General features: G+C 28.0%; 17 protein-coding genes, 1 pseudogene and 1 other annotated feature. Of the genes and pseudogenes, 14 read left to right on the top strand and 4 right to left on the bottom strand.

Going from position 1 to position 21,791, the window contains the following annotated elements; translation table 11 throughout:
- Positions 1-23 precede the first annotated feature (23 nt).
- The 6 genes from BM119_RS09360 to BM119_RS09335 all read left to right on the top strand — a co-directional run bounded on the left by BM119_RS09360 (position 24) and on the right by BM119_RS09335 (position 6,749).
- Positions 24-1,742 carry a methyl-accepting chemotaxis protein gene (locus BM119_RS09360; protein ID WP_090040902.1) on the top strand — a complete coding sequence of 573 codons (1,719 nt, stop codon included), beginning with the start codon at positions 24-26 and terminating at the stop codon, positions 1,740-1,742.
- A 231-nt stretch (positions 1,743-1,973) separates the two neighbouring features.
- Positions 1,974-2,153: a hypothetical protein gene (locus BM119_RS09355; RefSeq protein ID WP_090040901.1), complete on the top strand. Its 180-nt coding sequence runs from the start codon at positions 1,974-1,976 to the stop codon at positions 2,151-2,153.
- A gap of 299 nt (positions 2,154-2,452) precedes the next feature.
- A complete protein-coding gene (locus tag BM119_RS09350) occupies positions 2,453-3,916 on the top strand; it encodes an NAD(P)/FAD-dependent oxidoreductase (protein WP_090040899.1) in 1,464 nt (487 codons plus the stop codon).
- A complete protein-coding gene (locus BM119_RS09345; RefSeq protein ID WP_090040897.1) occupies positions 3,916-5,154 on the top strand; it encodes an NAD(P)/FAD-dependent oxidoreductase in 1,239 nt (412 codons plus the stop codon). Before BM119_RS09350 ends, BM119_RS09345 begins: the two co-directional genes overlap by 1 nt.
- Complete coding sequence (locus BM119_RS09340) at positions 5,154-5,516, top strand: DUF1667 domain-containing protein (protein WP_090040895.1); 363 nt, start codon at positions 5,154-5,156, stop codon at positions 5,514-5,516. Before BM119_RS09345 ends, BM119_RS09340 begins: the two co-directional genes overlap by 1 nt.
- Before the next feature lie 294 nt (positions 5,517-5,810).
- On the top strand, positions 5,811-6,749 hold the full coding sequence (locus BM119_RS09335) for an AEC family transporter (RefSeq protein ID WP_090040893.1): 939 nt from the start codon (positions 5,811-5,813) through the stop codon (positions 6,747-6,749).
- 523 nt (positions 6,750-7,272) lie between these two features.
- On the opposite strand, the gene BM119_RS09330 is transcribed toward BM119_RS09335, so the two are convergent.
- Together BM119_RS09330 and BM119_RS09325 are read right to left on the bottom strand one after the other, a co-directional pair.
- Entirely contained in the window at positions 7,273-8,013 is a 741-nt protein-coding gene (locus BM119_RS09330; protein ID WP_090040891.1) for a FadR/GntR family transcriptional regulator, read from the bottom strand.
- Between the two features lie 172 nt (positions 8,014-8,185).
- Entirely contained in the window at positions 8,186-8,884 is a 699-nt protein-coding gene (locus tag BM119_RS09325) for a G protein-coupled receptor family protein (RefSeq protein WP_090040890.1), read from the bottom strand.
- Between the two features lie 220 nt (positions 8,885-9,104).
- Positions 9,105-9,362: a binding site (T-box leader), on the top strand.
- 69 nt (positions 9,363-9,431) lie between these two features.
- On the opposite strand from BM119_RS09325, the pseudogene BM119_RS20595 reads away from it, so the two are divergent.
- The 5 genes and pseudogenes from BM119_RS20595 to BM119_RS09305 form a co-directional block, all read left to right on the top strand.
- Positions 9,432-10,457 (top strand): annotated as a pseudogene (locus BM119_RS20595) (methionine--tRNA ligase); the annotation flags it as partial.
- Between the two features lie 126 nt (positions 10,458-10,583).
- The gene (locus tag BM119_RS20590) at positions 10,584-10,970 is read left to right on the top strand and encodes a class I tRNA ligase family protein (protein ID WP_423231005.1); all 387 of its coding nucleotides are present in this window, start codon (positions 10,584-10,586) and stop codon (positions 10,968-10,970) included.
- Positions 10,971-11,101: 131 nt separating this feature from the next.
- Positions 11,102-13,228 carry a peptidoglycan-binding protein gene (locus BM119_RS09315; protein ID WP_090040888.1) on the top strand — a complete coding sequence of 709 codons (2,127 nt, stop codon included), beginning with the start codon at positions 11,102-11,104 and terminating at the stop codon, positions 13,226-13,228.
- A gap of 564 nt (positions 13,229-13,792) precedes the next feature.
- Positions 13,793-14,701: a helix-turn-helix transcriptional regulator gene (locus BM119_RS09310; RefSeq protein ID WP_090040886.1), complete on the top strand. Its 909-nt coding sequence runs from the start codon at positions 13,793-13,795 to the stop codon at positions 14,699-14,701.
- A gap of 100 nt (positions 14,702-14,801) precedes the next feature.
- Positions 14,802-15,416: a GyrI-like domain-containing protein gene (locus BM119_RS09305; RefSeq protein ID WP_090040884.1), complete on the top strand. Its 615-nt coding sequence runs from the start codon at positions 14,802-14,804 to the stop codon at positions 15,414-15,416.
- Positions 15,417-15,491: 75 nt separating this feature from the next.
- Here BM119_RS09305 and BM119_RS09300 read toward each other — a convergent pair whose 3' ends face one another.
- Positions 15,492-16,307 (bottom strand): ZIP family metal transporter, encoded by an 816-nt coding sequence (locus BM119_RS09300; RefSeq protein WP_423231004.1) that lies wholly within the window; start codon positions 16,305-16,307, stop codon positions 15,492-15,494.
- A 475-nt stretch (positions 16,308-16,782) separates the two neighbouring features.
- Positions 16,783-17,598 (bottom strand): FMN-binding protein, encoded by an 816-nt coding sequence (locus tag BM119_RS09295; RefSeq protein WP_090040882.1) that lies wholly within the window; start codon positions 17,596-17,598, stop codon positions 16,783-16,785.
- 826 nt (positions 17,599-18,424) lie between these two features.
- Here BM119_RS09295 and BM119_RS09290 point away from each other — a divergent pair.
- The 3 genes from BM119_RS09290 (at position 18,425) to BM119_RS09280 (ending at position 21,782) form a co-directional block, all read left to right on the top strand.
- Positions 18,425-19,312: a sigma 54-interacting transcriptional regulator gene (locus BM119_RS09290; RefSeq protein ID WP_177199377.1), complete on the top strand. Its 888-nt coding sequence runs from the start codon at positions 18,425-18,427 to the stop codon at positions 19,310-19,312.
- 64 nt (positions 19,313-19,376) lie between these two features.
- On the top strand, positions 19,377-21,146 hold the full coding sequence (locus BM119_RS09285; RefSeq protein ID WP_143087313.1) for a PTS sugar transporter subunit IIA domain-containing protein: 1,770 nt from the start codon (positions 19,377-19,379) through the stop codon (positions 21,144-21,146).
- 222 nt (positions 21,147-21,368) lie between these two features.
- Positions 21,369-21,782, top strand: a complete 414-nt coding sequence (locus BM119_RS09280; RefSeq protein ID WP_090040876.1) for a PTS sugar transporter subunit IIA — start codon at positions 21,369-21,371, stop codon at positions 21,780-21,782.
- The last annotated feature ends 9 nt before the right edge of the window (positions 21,783-21,791 follow it).

Below are 21,791 nucleotides of genomic sequence, written 5' to 3'. Positions count from 1 at the left end.
ATTGGACGGGGGAGAAATTTAAAATGTTAAATGACTTAAAAGTTAAAACAAAAATATTTCTTTTATCATTTGTAATGCTTATAGTAATATTTTTAGTAGCAGGCATGGGATACATAAGTATGTCAAAAGCTAATGATGGAATGAAAAGCTTGTATGGAGAAAATTTACTTGCAGTTGAATATCTTAGTGATAATAGAAATCAATCTAGAGCAATTCAAGCAGACATATATTATATAATACTTAATATTGGGAAACCTGATAATCAAAATTCAGCTATGAAGGATTTAAAAGAAAGAACTGAAATATTTAATGAAAATTGGGATAAGTATAAAAAATCAAATATAGATAAAGAAGAGAAAGACTTAATTCCAGAATTTGAAAGTGAACTTAAAAACTATAGAGAAGAAAGAGATGGAGTTTTAAAGCTTGCAATGGAAGGAAAGGAAGAAGAAGCTAAAGGAAGATGTGAAATTTTAGAATCTAAAAAAACGGACTTTGAAAAAATTCTAAAAGATTTAGCTATATACAATATAAATGATGCAGATGAAGTTAATGCAGATAATAATAGTGAGTATAGAAAAACATTAATTGAATTTGTAATATTATTAATATGTGCTGTTATAATAATAATTTTAGCAACTTTAATTATATCAAGAAACATAACTATTCCTTTGGAAAAGTGTGCAAATTACTTCAACTTACTTGCCACAGGAGATTTTTCAGTTCTACTTGATGAAAAATATATACATAGAAAGGATGAAATTGGACAATTATCTAGGGCTACCCAAGGTATGAGAGATTCTATTAGTACACTTGTTAAAAAAGTAAGAGACGAATCAGAGGTTATTGAAACTATTGTGATAAATACAAGTACTAACATGGATGGATTAAACGGCAATATAGAGGAAGTTTCAGCAACTACAGAAGAACTTTCTGCAAATATGGAGGAAACTGCAGCTACATCAGAAGAAATTGATGCAACTTCACAAGAAATAGAAAGAGCGGTGCAATCTATTGCAGAAAAATCTAAAGAAGGTGCAGAAAAAGCAGGTGAAATAAATAAAAGAGCAGAGAGTGCAAAAGAAACTGTAGAAGGATCACAGAAAAAAACTTATAAAGTACTTAAAAACACTAAAATAAACCTTGAAGAAGCTATAGAAGCGGCAAAGGTTGTTGAACAAATAAATGTGCTTTCTGATTCTATAATGCAGATAACATCTCAAACAAACCTTCTTGCATTAAATGCTGCGATAGAGGCTGCAAGGGCAGGAGAGGCAGGAAAAGGCTTCTCAGTTGTTGCAGATGAAATAAGAAAATTAGCAGAAGATTCAAAGGATACGGTAATTGAAATACAGAACATAACACTTAAAGTAAAGGAAGCTGTTGAAAATCTTTCTCAAAATTCTAATGAATTACTTACATTTGTGTCTACGGACATTAATGATGATTATGAAATCATGTTCAACGTAGCTAATAAATACAGTGGTGATGCTAATTTCATAGAAGATCTTGTAATGAAGTTTAGTTCAACATCTAAAGAACTCTTAGATTCTATAATGGATATAACAAAGAGCATAGATGGGGTAGCTGGAGCTGCAAGTGAAGGAGCAGCAGGAACTACAGATATTGCTAGTAAAGTTTCAGGCATTACTAATAAATCTAATGATGTACTAGATATGATATTGAAAGCAAAGGAAAGTTCGGAAAAGTTAAAAGAAGAGATTTCAAAATTTAAGATATAGTATTTAAAGTAAAATAATTTTGGATATAGAACTAGCTTAGTATATTTATATTAAGCTAGTTTTTTAGTTGAAAAATAGAATTAAAGATGAATGGTAGAAATTTAAGTTTTAAGGTCATAGGAATGATAGTGTATGTATATGAATAAAATGGTATAATTTCAATATATATATATAATTTAATGCTGCCTAGATGTTATATGAACAACTATTGCAGAAGGGAGATATAAAATAATGAAGGAGAATTCAATTAAATATAAATTTATATTTATAAATTTTATAATATTTTTAGTATTATTTTCTGTTGGATTTGGGTTATTTAATTTAAATCATACTTTGCTTAATTATACTTTAATAGGAATAGTAGGAGCGGCATTAATTCAAATAACATCAAAACTATTGTCTAAAAAATAAAATTTTATTTAATTGCAAGAAATATATCCTTTCAAACTTTTAGTTTGAAGGGATTTTTTCGTTGGATATTAAATTAGAAAAAATTTGAGTATATTATAGCCTATGTATTAGATAAATAATTGTATAATATATGAAAATTACAATTAGTAAAATATTCTGAAAAATAAATTGACAAAATATTTTTCAATAGTTAAAATGATATTAAGTTAATTAAGTATACTAATTAAACTAAATTATAAAATAACATATTAAGTTCTTTATTATAAATAAAGAAAGTTTAAAGAATATAAGAAGAGGTGATGAAAGTGGAAAAACAACAATATGACGTAATGGTTATTGGCTCAGGAGTAGTTGGTAGTGCAATTGCAAGAGAACTTTCAAAGTATGAAATGAAAATAGGTGTACTAGAGAAAGAACAAGATGTAATATGTGAGACAAGCGGTAGAAATAGTGGTGTGCTTCACGCTGGATTTAATAATAAACCAGGAACCCTTATGGCAAAGTTTTGCGTCCAAGGATGTTTGGGATTTGATAAAATTGCAGAAGAACTTAACATACCTTTCAAAAGAGTAGGTAAATTGGTAACAGGTTTTACCGATGAGGATATAGAAGGATTAAAAGCATTAAAGGAAAAAGGAGATAAAAATGGTGTTCCAGGGTTAGAAATTGTATCAGAAAAAAGAATTAAAGAATTAGCACCAAATGTACAAGGAAAAGCAGCATTATACTCTCCAATGACAGGAATATTAGATCCATTTACATATACAATTGCATTAGCAGAAAATGCTTGTGAAAATGGTGTAGATTTCTATTTAGGTAGAGAAGTCAAAAATATTGAAAGAAAAGAAGGTTACTATGAAATTACTACAAATAAAGAAACTTATTATAGTAAATGGGTAATTAATAGTGCGGGATTAAATTCTGATAAAGTAGCGAGAATGGTAGGTGTTACAGATTATACAATATATCCATGTAGAGGAGAATACTTTATTTTAGATAAAAAAGCAGGAGAATATCTAGGAATACCAGCTTATCCAGTACCTAATAAAAAAGAGGGGGGACTTGGAATACATCTTACTCCTTCAATTCATGGAAATATATTTATTGGACCAAGTGCTCAGTATATCGATGAAAACGATAACTATTCAGCTACTGAGGAAGTTATGGACATGCTTGTAAGAGAAGGACAGAAAATATTGCCACAAATAAAAAGAGAACATTTTATTAGAAACTTCTCAGGTATTAGACCAAAGTTAGTAAGTAAAGAAAAGGGTGGATATGCTGATTTTGTAATAGAGGAAAGAGAAGAAATACCAAATGTAATTAACTTGGTAGGAATTGAATCACCAGGATTAACTTCAGCAGTTCCAATTGCAGAATATGTAGTAGAAAAAATTAAAAATAAAGAGACTTTAAAAGAAAAAGAAAACTTTAATCCTAGAAGGAAAGGAATACTAAAGTTTGAAGAGCAATGTGAAGAAAAACAAGCTGAACTTATAAAAGAAAATCCTGATTATGGAGAAGTTATCTGTAGATGTGAAACTATTACTAAGGGAGAAATCATGGAAGCAATAAATAATCCATTAGGAGTAGATACAGTAACAGGTATTAAATATAGAACAAGATCTATGATGGGAAGATGCCAAGGGGGATATTGCCAAACTAGAATTGCAGAAATCATTATGAAGGAGAAAAACAAAAAAGTAAATGAAGTAACTTATGCAAGAGAAAATGGGAAAATGTTTTTAAGGAAGGTGAGATAATGGAAGTAATATTAAAAGATGCAGTTATTATTGGAGGAGGACCAGCTGGACTTGCAGCAGCTTTAAAACTAAAAGAAAAAGGTGTAGAAGAGATTTTAATATTAGAAAGAGAGAAAAAACCAGGTGGAATCTTAAGACAATGTATTCATGATGGTTTTGGACTAGTAAGATTTAATGAAGCACTTAGCGGACCTGAGTATGCAAATAGATTTGTAGAACAGGTAGAAAAAGCAAATATTGAAATAGAAACAGGAGCTACTGTAATAAATCTTAAAAATAATAAGGAAGTTGTAGCAGCTACAAGAGATGGATTAAAAAAATATAAAGCTAAGGTAGTTGTTTTAACAATGGGTTGCAGAGAAAGAACAAGAGGAGCAATTAGTATACCTGGAACAAGACCAGCAGGTGTATTTACAGCAGGTGTAGCACAAAGTTACATGAATTTAAAAAATATTATGGTGGGAAAAACAGTTGTAATACTAGGTTCTGGAGATATAGGACTTATAATGGCAAGAAGACTTACTTTAGAGGGAGCAAATGTGCTCGCAGTAATAGAAAAATTACCGTACCCTAGTGGACTTCCTAGAAATATTCAGCAGTGTTTAAACGATTATAACATTCCTTTATACTTAAGTCATACAGTAACTAATATAAAAGGAAAAGAAAGATTAAAAGCAGTAACCGTAGGTAAAGTAGATGAAAATGGACAAACTATTAAAGGAACAGAGAAAGAGTATAAATGTGATACATTAATATTATCTGTTGGGCTTATTCCAGAAAACGAATTATCTCTTAAAGCAGGAGTAGAGCTTGATGAAAGAACAAAGGGCCCAGTTGTAGATGAAAATTTACAAACAAGTGTTGAGGGAATTTATGCTGCAGGAAATGTTCTTCATGTACATGATTTAGTTGACTTTGTATCTAATGAAGGAGAAAAATTAGCTGAATCAGCAGCAAGATATATAAGAGAAGAAAAAGAAAAAGAAAGTAACATCTCAATAAAACCAGATAAAACTATTAATAATGTAGTTCCACAAAGAATAAGTGGAGAAAATGATGTAGAGATCTCTTTAAGAGTAAGTAGACCTTCAAGAGATGGAGCAATAGAAATTAGACAAGGGGAAAAAGTTATTAAGGTAAAGAATCTTAAAAAATTAAATCCAGCAGAGATGATACACATAACTTTAAAAAAAGAGGATATTAGTGGTAAAGAAGATATTAAGGTGGTGGCAGTTTAATGAAAAAAGAAATGACATGTATAATTTGTCCTAACGGATGTGAATTATGTGTAGAATTAGAAGGAAAAGATATAAAAGAGGTAAGTGGAGCTTTATGTAAAAGAGGAAAAGCATATGTGTCCCAAGAAATAACGGATCCTAAAAGAACAATTGCATCATTAATTAAAGTAAATGATGGGGAAGAAGCACTTGTTAGTGTAAGAACAACAAAGGCAATACCTAAAGAAAAAATATTTGATGTTATGAAAGAAATTAAAAACAAGGAAGTTAATGCACCTATAAAGGTTGACCAAGTTCTTATTGAAAATATATTAGGTCTTGGATCAGATATTATCGCTACAAAAGTTGTGGATAGGAAATAATTTATTATGATTAAATTAAGTGATTCTTATGCTCAGATTGTATGGAAAGCAAAAATAATAATTTGTAAGTGTACTAGGTTATTTATCTGGGCATAAGAAAAGCTTATGTAAGGAATTTTTATTAAATTATATATAAGGCACATTCAAAAAAATAACAAGTTAGTATGCTAGTCTATTTTCTTTCAGGTTCCTAACTTTTAAATTATTGAGTTGTGTATGGTATACATAATGAAGAGGTGTATCTGATAAATTGGGGAGATTAACTTACAAGTACATTATTAAGGGGGATTTTTTATGGAACTTTTAACTGCTTTTGGCAGTATATTTAGTATTATTATAATGATAGCTATTGGATACATTTTGACAAAAAAAGAATGGATAGATAAAGCGGGGGCTAAACTATTTTCAAAAATTGTTATAAATGTATCACTACCAGCTTTAATGATTAATAGTCTTATGGCAGATTTTGATAGAGCAAAACTTTTAAGTATGGGAAAAGGACTTGTTGTTCCATTTCTTTCTATAGGTCTTACTTATTTAATAGGTAAGATTTTTATAAAAGTTTTTAATGTTACTCCTAAAAGAAGAGGAACATTTTTATCTATGTTCTTTGTATCTAATACCATATTTATTGGATTGCCAGTTAATTTAGCTTTGTTTGGATCTGAAAGTGTTCCTTATGTTTTATTATATTATATAGCTAATACTACTTTCTTTTGGACTATAGGTGTTTTTGAAATAAGTAAAGATGGAGGCGGAGAAACTCAGGGCTTTTTATCAATGAATACAATAAAAAGAATATTTTCACCTCCTCTAATGGGATTTATAGTGGCTATAATATTAATACTTTTAGCTGTGCCTGTACCTAAGTTCGTAATGGATACTTGTAGATATTTGGGGAATTTAACTACTCCTTTATCAATGTTATTTATAGGTAATACAATGTATTATATAAATCTAAAGGGTATACAGTTTAATAAGGATGTATGGGGAGTTTTATTAGGTAGATTTATAATATCACCTTTATTGGTAGTATTATTATGTAAGTTTTTCCCTCTACCTGGACTTATGGCAAGTGTGTTTATCATTCAAGCAGCTATGCCAGTAATGACCAATACTGCTATAGTATCTAAATCCTATGATGCAGACTATCAATATGCTGCTATTATGATTACTATAAGCACAGTATTGAGTTTATTTATAATTCCTATATACAAAATACTTCTTCAATAAGATTAAAGATTTAAAAATATAAATTCTAAAAGTAAGTTAATAAAGTTTCTACAGATTAATGTATAATGTATTTATTACTTCTGTAGGAACTTTATTTTTTATATAAAAATTAGGATATGTTTTAAGTTAATGTTAAGTCTTTAATTTCAGATATTCAAAAATTATTAGGGGTACATATCTTTTAAGTTTGATGACAATGTACTTTATATAATAAAAATAGAATGATAAGCGTTAGTAAACTAATCTATTTAAGTGACAAGTGGCAAGTTTATTATTAATAGGTATATACTAAAAGTGCGTGGGCATAAGCATTAACAAACTATCTGACGAACATTAATCATTCTTGTTATAAAAAACATTGATGACGTTAAGAACTCCAATTGTTTGAACGTAGAGAGTTATTGGAATTTAGTCATCAATGATTTTTTATAACTTAGAATGATATGTGCAGTCAGCTAGTTTGTGTTGCTTATGTCCACACACTTTTATGAATTATCTCGTTTAGATGAATTTTATTTTATGTTTAATTTGTTTCAAAAGTGTTATAGAAAACGCTTGGCAATTCTTTGGTAACACCATAAGCATGATCAAGATGATTTCTCATTGCCTTTCTAGCCATTTCCTCATTTCTATTTATAAGTGATTCATATATAGCACGATGCTTTTCGATTGTATTATTTCTATCTTCATTTGTTAAAGCCATGTGTATTTGCTCTAACTGCTCATAGATTAATGCATTAAGGGTATTCATTAATTTAGAGCATAATTCATTTTTAGCACAGTTTAAAAGTGTCATATGAAATAATTGGTCTAATCTAGTAAAGTTTTTGATATCTCCTCTAGGAAGATTGATTAGTTCATCTGAAACCTTTTTTAACTCAGCAAAGTCTTCATCTGTTCCTCTAACTGTAGCAAGTCCTACCATTTCTAATTCTATGGACATTCTAAGTTCAAAAAGATCTGTGTTACTTGTTTTCTCAAAGGCTAAAATATATGTTAGAGGTAAATAATAGTTATTGTTTTTAGGATTACTAATTACAATTCCTTTTCTTGGAGATACAATTACAATTCCTAAAAACTCCATAACCCTTAAGGCTTCACGCAAGGTTGGACGACTTACATCTAAGATTTCCATTAATTCTGCTTCATTATATAGTCTTTCTCCATATTCAAGTTGATTATCAATTATTAAATGAATGAAGGTCTCTATTATTTGGAAATATGCTTTCTTATTTTTAACTGGTTTTATATCTATTTTATTCATATTATATTGCCACCTCAATTAACATATTTTTGTAAAAAATACCTAGTATATATTCTATTTTAAATGTTGAGGCTTTGTATGTCTACAATATTACACTGATGATAATAAAAATTTTCAATTGAAATTATGTTTTTATTAATATATGTTTTGATTATATAATCTTAGTGCAAAATCAATAATATTCTTTTGTTTTTCGTTTTCTTAAATTAATTTTGTCTAAACGTTTCTTCTCTCTATCAGTAAAATTTTTACCTATGAATAATAATATTTGTTTATAAAAATAGGACATTAATATACAAAATATAAAAAATTTAATATATATGCTAAATAGATTAGATTGGATGTCTTTGTAAATTTCGGTATAGTGTCCATCTATATTAACATGCATTTGTAAGTAGGAAACTTTTTCTAACATAAATGCAAATAATGGTACTGATATTAAGACAGTAGTAATTAAATAGCGTACACACCATTTAGCTTTTCCTTTAATTATTCCATTTTTATAATAAAATAAACAAATTCCAAATAACATGATTAATGCAAATATTATATTTGCATAAGAATATATGCCATTATTCTCTGTTATGTAATTATTGGGATTTTGAAAAAACAATTGAATATCTGATTCAGAAACACTTTTAGTACCAAAACCAGATGCAAAGTCTTGGGGTTTTACAAAAAATAGTAAAGGACATAGAAATAATTTAAAATATCCTTTGATAATAACAAAAATCCATGGTCTAATAGTATGGTCAAATATCCACCTCGTGCCAGTTTTTATAGCTGCTATAGCTAATATAATTAATACTATAATACCAAGAAACCCATTGCCATTATCCAAGAATATGAATATGTTTGTATTTTTACTCATTAAGTGCCTCCTATAAAATAATTACATATATAAATTTTTTACATAATAAAAATATTTTTGATGCAAGAAATATTTTACAGCATATTTAACTATTTTTCAATTAAATGTAGGAATTTGTAGATTTTAAATATAGAATTCAAAATCACGAGAAAACATTCTTAAAATTCTGATAAATATATTGACAATATAAATTTAGGGGATATAATAGAGATAATATATTAAAATAGCTGTGAAAAGAAGAGTAAGTAATCTATGGTTTTACAGAGAACCCTGTTTGATGAGAAAGGGCAAATTCAAAAATTGCTGAATATGGTCTTGGAGCTGTGCACCGAAAACATTAAGTTTAGGCTGCGACGGGTTCACCCGTTATAGTGATATGCTATCAGTAAAAATTTTTGCTCGTAGCAGATGAGGTCTATTATTGTGAAGTATAGATAAACTTAGGGTGGTAACACGAAGCGTTGCTCTCGTCCCTGAAAAAGAAATTTTTCGGGGGTGAGAGCTTTTTTCATGTTCAAATTAGAGTTTTTAAAATAAAAATATAGAAATGAGGGAAGAAGTTATGAAGATATTAATTGGAGGAGCTTGGCCTTATGCAAATGGATCTTTGCATATAGGACATATTGCAGCATTATTACCAGGTGATGTATTGGCAAGATATTATAGGGCAAAAGGTGATAGTGTTTACTATGTATCAGGAAGTGATTGCAATGGAACACCTGTTGCCATAAGAGCAAAACAGGAAGAAAAAAGTCCACAAGAATTTTGTAATAGAGTTTCATAAGGAATTATATAAAAGTAAATATATTTTTGAGAAAAGTGCACCAGAAGCATATTGTGAAAAATGTAATAGTTTCTTTGCAGATAGATTTGTGCTTGGAAAATGTCCAAAATGCGGTGAAGATGCAAGGGGAGATCAATGTGATGCCTGTGGAAAGGTACTTGAACCTGAAATTTTAGAAAATCCTATATGTTCAGTTTGTGGAAATACACCAATATTTAAGGAAAGTAAGCATTTATATATTGCAATATCAAAATTGGAAAAAAACTTTCAGAGTTTGTTAATTCACATATTAATTGGAGAAAAAATGCAATTAACTTTTCAAATAGGTATATTAAAGAGGGTCTTCAGGATAGAGCAGTAACCCGTGATTTAAATTGGGGTATTGATGTTCCTAAAAAAGGCTATGAAAATAAAAAAATATATATATGGGCTGAAAATGTTTTGGGGTATCTTTCAATGAGTAAGGTTTTATCAGAAGAAAGAAGTGAAGATTTTAATGATTTATGGGGAGAAGGCGCAAAGCATTATTATGTACATGGGAAAGATAATATACCATTTCATACAATTATACTTCCATCACTTTTACTTGTAAATGGTAATAATTGGAATTTACCAGATGAAATTATATCAAGTGAATATTTAACACTAGAGGGCAGAAAAATATCCACAAGTAAGAACTGGGCAATATGGGTTAAGGATATGGTTAATAGATATAATCCCGATTCTATAAGATATTTTCTCATTACAAATGGACCTGAAAAAAGGTATACTGATTTTTCATGGCGTGAATATGTAAATAGTCATAATAGTGAATTGCTTGGTGCCTATGGCAATTTAGTAAATAGAAGTCTTGTTTTTATAAGTAAATATTTTAATGGTAAAGTACCAAATGGTAAGTTAGATGAAGAAATTAAGGTGTCAATAAATACTTTGTATAAAACTGTTGGAGAAAAGATTGAAGAGGGATTATTTAAGGATGGTTTAGATGAAATATTTGAATTTATAAGAGGTTCAAATAAATATTTTGATAAAGAAAAACCTTGGGAAACAAGAAATACAGATATAAAGAAATGTAGCAATACACTGTATAATTGTGTTCAAATAATTGCAAATCTATCAATTTTATTAAATCCATTTTTACCATTTTCCTCAGAGAAGATTCAAAAGTGGTTATGTTTAAACAACAAGTGGCAAGAGCAGTATGTAAATGAAAGTTTCTCTATACCTGAAACTAAAATATTATTTGATAGAATTGACAAAAAAGTTATAGATGAGGAAGTAGAAAGATTAAAAGGTATTTAAAATTGATTTCAAGAATGTAGGATAATAAAAGAGAATTAAATCTTTTCATTGCATAAGAATATCACGTTTTATTAACAAAAAATGTATATTTGAATAAGATAAATTGAAGAGAAATTTAAATAGGAGAAATTATGAATAAGGGGTATATACAAGTTAGAGTTTCAATGGCAAGAGAAGCACGACCAATAAAAAATTGTACTGTTGTAATTAGTAGAACTATAAATGGAAGTATTGTCTTTGAAAAAACCTTATATTCCGATGAAAGTGGTAAGACAGAAAGAATAGAAGTAGATGCGCCACCTAAAGAATTATCACAAACTCCTCAAACAAAGATATTGCCTTATGATATTTATGATATTTCTGTAAAGGCTGAGGGGTATGTTGAGACATTAATACAAGGTGTTCAGGTGTTCTCAGAGATAACAGCAATTCAGAAAGTAGATATGCAACCATTAGAAGAAGGTAAGACATACCAAGGTAAAAATGTAATCATAATTACACCAAATCAACTTGTTCTTAATGCAACTAGAGATAAGCAAAGGGGACCTACAGAAGATTTTGTATCTAAAGTCATAAAGGATCCGTATATTCCTAAATATATAACAGTGCACCTTGGAGCACCAACTTCATATGCAGAGAATGTAACTGTTACTTTCCCAGAGTATATTAAAAACGTTGCATCTAGTGAAATTTTTCCAACATGGCCAGAGGAATCAATTAGAGCCAATGTATATGCACAAATTTCATTTGCTTTAAATAGAATTTATACTGAATGGTATAGAGGAAAAGGATACGATTTTGAAATAACAAATTCTACTGCATATGATCAGTACTTTATAAAAGGAAGAAATATTTTTGATAATATAAATAGATTGGTTGATGAAATATTTCAACAATATATTGCAAGAATACAATATAAGGAACCTTTATTTGCTCAGTTTTGTAATGGAACAACTGTAACATGTAAAGGAATGTCACAATGGGGAACAGTCGATCTTGCAAATAAAGGTTATATACCATTTGATATTTTAAAGTATTATTATGGAGATAATATTGAGTTAAGAACAGCAGATATAGTTGATGGAATTCCAGAGTCCTATCCTGGATATTTGTTGAGATTAGGAAGTAGTGGCGAATCGGTTGAGATTTTGCAAAGACAATTAAATAGAATTTCTCAAAACTATCCAGCTATTCCTAAGATTTATCCTGTAGATGGGGATTTCGGTAAAAATACTGAAGAAGCTGTTAAAACGTTTCAGAGAATATTTGGATTAACTCAAGATGGTATTGTAGGAAGAAGTACTTGGTACAGAATTTCATTTATTTATGTAGCAGTAAAAAATCTTGCAGAACTTGAATCAGAAGGAGAAAAGGAAGAGGATTATTGTGGTTATCCAGGGTATCTTTTAAGGGTAGGTTCAGCAGGAGAAGAGGTAAAAAGATTACAAAGATTTTTAAATGAAATTGCAGATTTTTATACTGATATTCCTAAAATAGATGTGGACGGTATATTTGGAAAGGATACTGAGAATGCGGTGATAACTTTTCAAGAAATGTTTGAATTATCACCTGATGGTATTGTTGGAAAAGATACTTGGAAAAAACTATGTGAGGTATATAAAAATATAAATGAGGAGAAAAGAGGAGATACACAATACAAATATCCAGGATATCCCTTAAAAGAAGGACAAGTAGGAGAGGAGGTTAGAAGAATACAATATTATTTAAGTAATATTGCAGATTTATATTCTTCTATTAGAAAAATTAAAGTAGACGGAAGTTTTGGAAGTGATACTAAAAATGCTGTTATTGATTTTCAAAAATACTTTGGACTTAGCAGTGATGGAATAGTAGGACCTACAACATGGGGAAAAATTCAAGAAGTTTTTAATAATACTAGCTATGGTAGAAATGAAAATGAGAGAGGTGAAAAAAATCTATATGAAGATATTAAGTTTGGAGAGCATAGTGCTTATATAAGAGTACTTCAAACTTATATAAATACTATTGCATGGGAAATTAAGGATATAAAAATAACTAAAGTTAAAATAGATGGTAAATTTGGTGAAGAGACACTTAAAGCAATAAATACTATTCAAAAATATTTTAATATTAAAGTTAGTAAAATAGTTGACAAAGAAATGTGGACTAAGCTTAGCGATATGTATAATATACATTGTGAATGTGAAGAAAAAAATAAAGAAAAACATAAGAAAAATAAAGGTAAGAAGAGAAGCAAATCTAATAAATGTAGATAAAAATAAAAGTATAAATATGATTTAGTATAGAGCCATAAATTTTTAAATTATTTAATATAAAAAGATTTGTTTCAAAAAGGCAAATCTTTTTTGTTTATTTATATATTATAATTAATAATGCTTACTCAATTATTAGTGGGAATCTTATTGACTTAGGCTAAAATTTATATAACAGAGTACGGTATAAGACTATAAGCACATGAATGTGCCTAAGTGTATATTTAAAAGATTAGTTTATTTTAACTTATTACTTTGTCATTATGGATTAATACTTATATAATTTATTTTAATGATATGGCAATAAGTAAGAAATAGGAATTGAAGCATTGAAAGTTTTAGTATATTATTTATAATACAGGGAATTATTTCAAGGATAATTATCAAGTGATTCTTAGAAAAACTTATTCAAAGTCGCTAGGGTAGTGTAAGGTGAGTTATATATTGGATAAAAATATGTTAATAAAACGCAGGAAGGAAATATACTATTATGATTTTATGAGGATAATATAGGAAAATTTTTAGAAAGAATAAATAAACATTAGAATTTGTGAGGATATAGGTTAAATGAAAATAGATAGATTAATGTCAATTATAATGATTTTAAATAATAATAAAAGAGTAACGTCAAAAGAATTAAGTGAAAAATTTCAAGTTTCAGTAAAAACTATTCAGAGAGATATTGAAACAATAGAACAAGCTGGTATACCTATTGTTTCCTATAAAGGCTACAATGGAGGTTATGGAATTATAGAGGGGTATAAAATTAACAAATCATCAATAACAAAAGGCGAGGCAATTTTATTAGAAAATCTTCTAAAGGGTATAGATAATACATACAAAACTAAAGAATCCTATTCATTAATTAACAAACTTAATGCAATTGATGATAATGATAAAAAATCAAACAATAGACTAATAATAGATTTTTCAACATGGGGAAAAGGTAAGGAATTAACGGAAAAAATTAATCTTATAGATAACTGTATTTTAGAGAGAAAGTTAATAGAATTTGATTATATAAATATTAATGGACAGAATACCTTAAGAGTAGTTGAACCTCATAAAATAGTTTTTAAAGCTCTTAATTGGTATATTTATGGATTTTGCACTCTGAAGAAAGAAATGAGGATTTTCAAGATACATAGAATTAATAATATTAAAATTAAAGAGGAAACATTTAAGTATAGAGAAGAGGCAAATGAAGAAATATTTAAACCTATAAATTACGAAACTACAGATATAACTTTAAAATGTTCAAGAGATATAAAGGGACTAATTAATGAAAGTTTTCAGGATTATAAGGTTTTAAATAAGGATGAGAATTTTATTACTCTTACTATTAGCGTTCCATATAATAAGTGGATAGAAAGCATGATTTTAAGCTTTGGAAATAAAATAAAGGTTATTGGACCAGAATTTTTGAAAGAGAATATAAAAAATACCGTAAAGAATATGAATGAATTATACAAATAGGACAGAAAGGTGTCCTATTTGTTTTTTTATAATTAAGTAGTTATAAAGTTTAATTATAAAAACTTGTTTTAATAAAAGATATATAGGAGAGTGAAAGAAAATGATAAATACAAAATTGGATTTAAAAAAGGTAAACAATGAGTTATTTAATGTAAAAGAAGGTGAATATAAAAAAGTTATATGTGATAAAGCTTATTATATTGCAATTAATGGAGAAGGAGATCCAAATAACAATGCTGATTACACAAATAAAGTATCATCACTTTATAAAGTAGCTTATAAATTGAAGTTTCAGTATAAGAAAGAAGGATTAGACTTTGTTGTTATGCCTTTAAGTGGTTTATGGTGGGCAGAGGATAATAATAGTTTTGTCCAGGGTGGGAAAGAACTTTGGAAATGGACTATGATGATTCAACTTCCAAATTATATTAAAGAGGATCATATTAATAATATAAAAGGTAGCCTTAATGAGGATGAACTTTATAGTTCTATAAAGGATATTGAGTTTATTGAGTATATAGAAGGAGAAGCTTACGAAACTTTATACATTGGATCATATAAAAATGAAGGTGATACAGTTAAAAAATTACACGAAATAATAAAAGAAAATGGTTATAAACTTAGAGGAAAGCACCATGAAATATATTTAAATGATCCTAGAAAAACAGATGAAAATAAACTTAAAACCATAATAAGACAAGGTATTGAAGCGTAATTTTAAAAATAAAAGTGCTAAATTCAAAGTAAAATAACTGTTGATATTTACTTCAAGCTTAGCACTTACTTATTATTATCCTAAAGCAACATCTAATACCATCATGATGACAAATCCTATCATGGCACCAACTGTTGAAATATCTGTTTTAGAACCTTGTTGAGATTCAGGAATCAATTCTTCAATAACTACATAAATCATAGCTCCAGCTGCAAAAGATAAAGCATACGGAAGAATAGATTGCATACTCATTACTGCAAAAGCACCAATTACTCCTGCTATAGGTTCTACTATTCCAGAAGCTTGTCCGTATATAAAACTCTTGAATCTAGAAAATCCTTCTCTCCTTAATGGAATTGAAACAGCAGCACCTTCAGGGAAATTCTGAATACCAATTCCTATTGCTAGTGCTATAGCTCCTGCTAATGATGCAGAAGGTAAATCAGCTGCAACGGCACCAAAGGCAACACCAACTGCAAGCCCTTCAGGTATATTGTGTAATGTTATAGCTAATACCAACAATATGCTTCTTTGCCAGCTAGTTTTTATTCCTTCAGCTTCTTCTACAGGTTGGTTAAGGTGAAGGTGTGGTAAAACCTTATCAACGCTCCATAGAAAAGCTCCTCCTAGTAAAAATCCTACGGCAGCAGGTATCCATGAGGGGGTACCAGATTGTTCTGCCATTTCTATAGCTGGAGATAAAAGTGACCAGAAGCTAGCAGCAATCATAACCCCGGCTGCAAACCCAAGCATGGCATTTAATACTTTTTTATTTATGTTTTTAAAGAAAAATACTAAACTAGCTCCTAAAGCAGTTACTCCCCATGTAAAAAGTGTTGCAAAGAGTGCTTGAGTTACTGGGCTAAAATCTTTTAGCCAATCTATTATCATAAAAATCCCTCCATTCTAAAATAATTTTCAGTATTATATTATTTTCTTGAAATTCCTATAGTATACGAAAACACATTGGATTTAATATTTTTTATAAGAAAAATCTATGTAAATTTAAAAAGTGTTCAATACAATCATTATAGTTCTATATATTTATATGTATAGAATACTATAATTTTATCAGAAAGTAAATGATAATAATTATTATATAATATAATTTGCTGGATTAATTCATCGTATGAAAAAAATGTTCTAGACACATATTCTATAAGTGATGACAATAGACCAGTTAAGGAATAGGGTTACCTAATAAGCCTACCGATAATATTAAAGTTTTGTTTCAGAGGGGAAATAAAACAGTGGATCAATGTATTATAAAATTATATAAAAACAATGTAGATAAGATTTTGAAAATTATCTACATTATTTTTAGTTTAAGTTGTTTGTTGAGAAAATAATCTTTAGAGTTTAACTATTATACTGCGTTTGATAAAGCATCCTTTACTGCATTCATTATACCTTTGGAAGTTTTGGTTGATCCTACAACAATATCAACATCAGTTGATTGGTTCGCAATAATTTCTGATGGTACTTTATCCATAGGTGATTGATAAAATCTTGGATTTCTTTCATTGTGAGATAATATTTCTATATTTGATATTGCTCCATTCTTAACAGTTACTTCTACTGTTAAATTAGGTCCATATCCATGTGCCACACCCTGATAGACCCCATCCTTATATTTAGTAGACGATGAATTGTCATTTGAATTATTATTAGATTTTTGACTATTATTTTCAGTTTGATTATCAGCTGACTCGTTATTTTCATCCTTTGAGCTTTGTGTAGGAAAGTCATTATTGTATTCTATATTGTTAGAATTATCACTAAAAGATTTTTCTATCAAATCAGAAGTAAAACCACCAACGTCAACTATATGTACTATTAAACTTAGTAAAAACAGCAAAGTTATAATTCTATGATAGTGCATCCAACCTTTTATTTTATACTTCATACCTATATAGAAGTTTATACCTAACAGAATAGAAAGTATTTCACAAATAGTACCTAGATTAAATGAAAAGATTGCTTCAGAAGATAACAATCCATGTATTAAACCTACAATAATTAAAAGTATTCCTAAAAGTTTATGTTTTTTTCTAAGTGACCTGTTTACACGCTTAATTAAGTCATTATTTTTATTAAATTTTCTAAATAAATAAATAATACTAGTAAGTATGACTAAAACAACAGCTAGTCTAGCTAATAGTATATTTAAGAAAAAACTCATTTTTTATCCCCCTTATATGGTGTGATTAATAATACTACTATGATACTTTCATGATTAAAAGGCTATTAAGAATAAAGAACACTATAAGGCGTTTAGTAACAATGATTTAGTATGTAGTTATAGCCTAATATGTGCCATATTTTAAATTTCAACTAAAAACTAATTGAGATTTTATAAAAATAATCAATAGAGAATTTAATTATAAAGCATATAACTTAATATAAGCTTAACAACTTAATGAAATATAAGAATTGAATTAAAAAATCATTAGAATTATAATAGATGATTTAACTTAGTGAATTAATAATACTAAGTTATGTACTTTATATAAAGGGTAAGTTTTAATATTATATGTAACTACTGTTTTATATTTATCTTTCATATACAGCTAGATTTAAAATAATAAAAAAATAGCACTAGTAAGTACGTTTAATACAACAGATATTCTGGATAGTGTTTTTTAGATGAAAAATTCGTATTCATCTTTAAATTTCCTCCTATGTTTTCATTAATTATATAAATAATTATGAAGTGCATAGCTTAATATAATGTGGTAAAATAATTAGCAATATGAAAGTATAAGAAAAGCGAAATAGATAAATTTAAAATATAATCTATAAAAAAATTGAATAAACTTAATTTTAGAAAAGTTTTATTATAAATTTATAATATGCTAAAGAATAATTATAGAGAGTAAACCACCTTGGTATGCTATCTGTAATCCTATACAAGTGATGACTGAAATGGTTTTGTGGATTTTTTAAATTAGTGAATTGAGATTTTTATCTATATTATTATCCCAAAACATTGGAGGATGGTAGAGAAAATGATTAAAAACAATAAAAAGAGGATTGAAGAGAGATTAGAGAGATTTACTGAAAAGTATGTTTATTCAGGTAATTTTAAAGGTATTACTACTTTACAAATTGCAGAAGAGTTAGGGATTAGAAGAAATTTAGTTAGTCAATATTTAAATGAGTTGGTTGAAGAAGGTAAAGCTATAAAATCTAAAACTAGACCTGTTTTATTCACATATGTTATGCATAATGCAACTAGAACAATAGTACATAATAAAAAGGATATTTTTAATGAATTGGTAGGATACAATGGAAGTTTAAGAGAAGCAGTAGAAAAATGCAAAGCAGCAGTCTATTATCCTAGTAAAGATATGTCTATATTATTAACTGGAGATAGTGGAGTTGGTAAGAGTTATATAGCAGGACTTATTCATAAATACGCTGAAGATGAAGGAAAGATAAAATCAGGTTCTCCATTTATTATATTTAATTGTGCAGATTATGCAGATAATCCCGAACTATTATCTGCAAATATATTTGGATATATCAAGGGAAGCTTTACTGGTGCTGAAAAAGATCACTTAGGTGCATTAGAGTTAGCAGATGGCGGATATCTTTTCTTGGATGAGGTACATAGGTTATCGGCTGAGGGACAAGAGAAACTTTTTGTTTTTATGGATAAAGGTTTGTTTAAAAGAGTAGGAGAGAGTAAGGCTGAAAGAAATGTTAATGTGAGATTCATATTTGCCACAACAGAAGATCCGCAGCAAGCATTACTACAAACGTTTAGAAGAAGAATTCCTTTGAGTGTAAATATTCCTAAGTTAGATGATAGACCTATTGATGAGAGATTAATTATGATATATAGATTTTTTAAGGAAGAGTCTATAGAAATAGAAAAAGATATATATAAGTAAAAGGGTAATTAATTTTATTTTGTCTCAAAAGAATGGAGGAAATATAGGCAGTTTAAAAAATGTAGTGAAGTTTTGCTGTGCATTAGCTTATAAGGAACAGCAAAATGAAAAAATCATTAAAATAGATAAAAACCATTTAAGGACAGATGAATTAAACTTTAATCAAAAGGTTAAGCAATATTATTTTCAAGAATTTATGAAAGTAAATAGAGAAGATCATGATATAAGAGAAATAAATCCTGTTAAAAATGAAAGATATAATAGGTTGTATGAAATGGTGGAAGTTGTTGAGACCTTATTAACAGATTATCAAAAAAATATAATATCTATTGGAGAACTTAGAAAAAAACTTACAATGGAGCTAAATAGAAGTTTAGATATTATAGTCTATCATGAAGAAAAACATGAGGAGAATGATTTAATAAGTAATATATATCTTGAAACAGTAGAAAATACTTTGAAAATTATGGAGTCAACTTATGGTATAAAGTATTATGGAAACACAAGTAAAATTTTAACTAAGGTACTTCTTTTTTTTAGAAATAATATTGATACTATAAGCAATGATTATAATTATATAAGAATTGAAAAGATAAAAAATATTATAGGAAAAGAACTAAGTAAGTCACTGGTTATTTCAGAGAAAATAATAAACAATTTAGAAAGCAATCTAGATTATGAGCTAAATACAGTAGTACAGGTGATAATGATACTTTATGTATTTACAATGATGAGTACGGAATCTACTTCTATAAATGCTATAATAGTTGCTCATGGATATTCAACGGCAAGTAGTATATCCAGTGTTGCCAATCAACTTTATGGTGAATTTATTTTTGAAGCTTTTGATATGCCTATAGATATAGGACCATCTGAAGTTAAAGATAAAATAAAAAATTATTTAAGTAAAGTGGATACATCAAAAGGAACTATTATATTAGTAGATATGGGATCTTTAATAAATATAAATTCAGAGCTTGAAGAAGTTTTAGAGGGAGATTTAGGAGTAATAAATAATATAACGACAAATATTGCTCTTGATATAGCTGGTAGGATAATAAATGGTGAAGATGTAGAGAATATGATAACAGGAATTGAAAAAAATAATCCTCTTATGTGTAAGTTTATAAAATCAAAAGAAAAAAAGAAAGCTATCTTGACTACATGTATTTCTGGTATAGGTACAGCTAAGAAACTTAAAAAATTATTAAAAGAATGTATAGGCGATGCTGACATAGAGATTAAAGAATATGATTATGCTAGTTTAAATCTTAAAGGAAAAGATGATAAAATTTTTTCGGACTATGATGTTAAGCTTATTATTACCACAACTAAATTAGAGATTGATGGAGTAAAGAGTATATTGCTACATGATTTAATTAATGGTGATTGTGATGAAATATTTTTCCATGTTTTGAAAGATGTTACTATAAATAAAAATATAGATAATATAAAACAAGATATAATTAAGATGTTTTCTATGGACAATCTTATATCTAGACTTACAATTTTAAATCCTAATAAGATAATTAATGAGGTAGAAACAATAATAGTAGGATATGAAAGGACGCTAGATAAAAGATTTAATGTTGATTTAAAGATAACTTTATATATACATACTAGTATTTTAATTGAAAGATTGATGCTAAAACAAGGTCTTACGTTTATAGAAGAAGAGGAATTAAAGTATAAAGAGGAAAATAGTAATTTTATAAGAATTTCTCAAGATATATTTAAGGGTGTAATAGATGAATATAATTTAGAAATACCTTTAAAAGAAATATATATAATTCAAAGTATTATTGAAAGTAGAATTGGAAAATTAGGATTGTAAATTATGATATGACACAAAATTTTGTGTCATATTTTTTGTGTCTATATTTAATAGGACAGAAGTTGATTAGTCTGACAGAAGGAAATTTAGAAAAAATTATAACCTCTGAAACTAGCATGAACACTGCTTCTTAAAAAAAATATATATAAAGACACAAATATGGCATATCTATTGCTATATAAATAAGTAAATAAAAAGAAGTTTAAAGATAGGAGAGACATAATGTATAAGTTAATGATAGTAACTCATGGTACCATGGCTGAAGCTATGAAAGAAACATTAAGGATGTTTACTGGAGATGTTGATGAAGTTAGTGCAGTTGGATTAAATGATACAGGCATAGAAGATTTTAGGGAAAGATTAATAGAGGAGATAAAAAGATGTTATGAACCAGAAAAGGGTTTGTTAGTTTTAGTAGATCTTTATGGAGGAACTCCATTTAATTTATCCATGTTAGAAATAAAAAATAAATTTGAAAATGTAGAGATAATAACAGGAGTTAATCTACCACTATTGATTGAGGCATCTCTGTTAAAAACAAGTAATCTTAGAGATATAATAGACAGCATTCAAGAATCGGCTAAGACAGCGATAACGACACCAACAATATTAACTCCATCAGGTGGAGATGAATAGAATAAATAG

It is taken from the genome of Clostridium frigidicarnis, assembly GCF_900111985.1.
GTDB classification, from domain to species: Bacteria; Bacillota; Clostridia; order Clostridiales; family Clostridiaceae; genus Clostridium_Z; species Clostridium_Z frigidicarnis.
This window is presented reverse-complemented; position numbering and strand designations above follow the sequence as displayed.

What these genes read in the sequence shown, in the direction of transcription:
- BM119_RS09360 (WP_090040902.1), top strand. Translation starts at nt 24, where the DNA reads ATGTTAAATGACTTAAAAGTTAAAACAAAAATATTTCTTTTATCATTT.
- BM119_RS09355 (WP_090040901.1), top strand. Translation starts at nt 1,974, where the DNA reads ATGAAGGAGAATTCAATTAAATATAAATTTATATTTATAAATTTTATA.
- BM119_RS09350 (WP_090040899.1), top strand. Translation starts at nt 2,453, where the DNA reads ATGAAAGTGGAAAAACAACAATATGACGTAATGGTTATTGGCTCAGGA.
- BM119_RS09345 (WP_090040897.1), top strand. Translation starts at nt 3,916, where the DNA reads ATGGAAGTAATATTAAAAGATGCAGTTATTATTGGAGGAGGACCAGCT.
- BM119_RS09340 (WP_090040895.1), top strand. Translation starts at nt 5,154, where the DNA reads ATGAAAAAAGAAATGACATGTATAATTTGTCCTAACGGATGTGAATTA.
- BM119_RS09335 (WP_090040893.1), top strand. Translation starts at nt 5,811, where the DNA reads ATGGAACTTTTAACTGCTTTTGGCAGTATATTTAGTATTATTATAATG.
- BM119_RS09330 (WP_090040891.1), bottom strand. Translation starts at nt 8,013, where the DNA reads ATGAATAAAATAGATATAAAACCAGTTAAAAATAAGAAAGCATATTTC.
- BM119_RS09325 (WP_090040890.1), bottom strand. Translation starts at nt 8,884, where the DNA reads ATGAGTAAAAATACAAACATATTCATATTCTTGGATAATGGCAATGGG.
- BM119_RS09315 (WP_090040888.1), top strand. Translation starts at nt 11,102, where the DNA reads ATGAATAAGGGGTATATACAAGTTAGAGTTTCAATGGCAAGAGAAGCA.
- BM119_RS09310 (WP_090040886.1), top strand. Translation starts at nt 13,793, where the DNA reads ATGAAAATAGATAGATTAATGTCAATTATAATGATTTTAAATAATAAT.
- BM119_RS09305 (WP_090040884.1), top strand. Translation starts at nt 14,802, where the DNA reads ATGATAAATACAAAATTGGATTTAAAAAAGGTAAACAATGAGTTATTT.
- BM119_RS09300 (WP_423231004.1), bottom strand. Translation starts at nt 16,307, where the DNA reads ATGATAATAGATTGGCTAAAAGATTTTAGCCCAGTAACTCAAGCACTC.
- BM119_RS09295 (WP_090040882.1), bottom strand. Translation starts at nt 17,598, where the DNA reads ATGAGTTTTTTCTTAAATATACTATTAGCTAGACTAGCTGTTGTTTTA.
- BM119_RS09290 (WP_177199377.1), top strand. Translation starts at nt 18,425, where the DNA reads ATGATTAAAAACAATAAAAAGAGGATTGAAGAGAGATTAGAGAGATTT.
- BM119_RS09280 (WP_090040876.1), top strand. Translation starts at nt 21,369, where the DNA reads ATGTATAAGTTAATGATAGTAACTCATGGTACCATGGCTGAAGCTATG.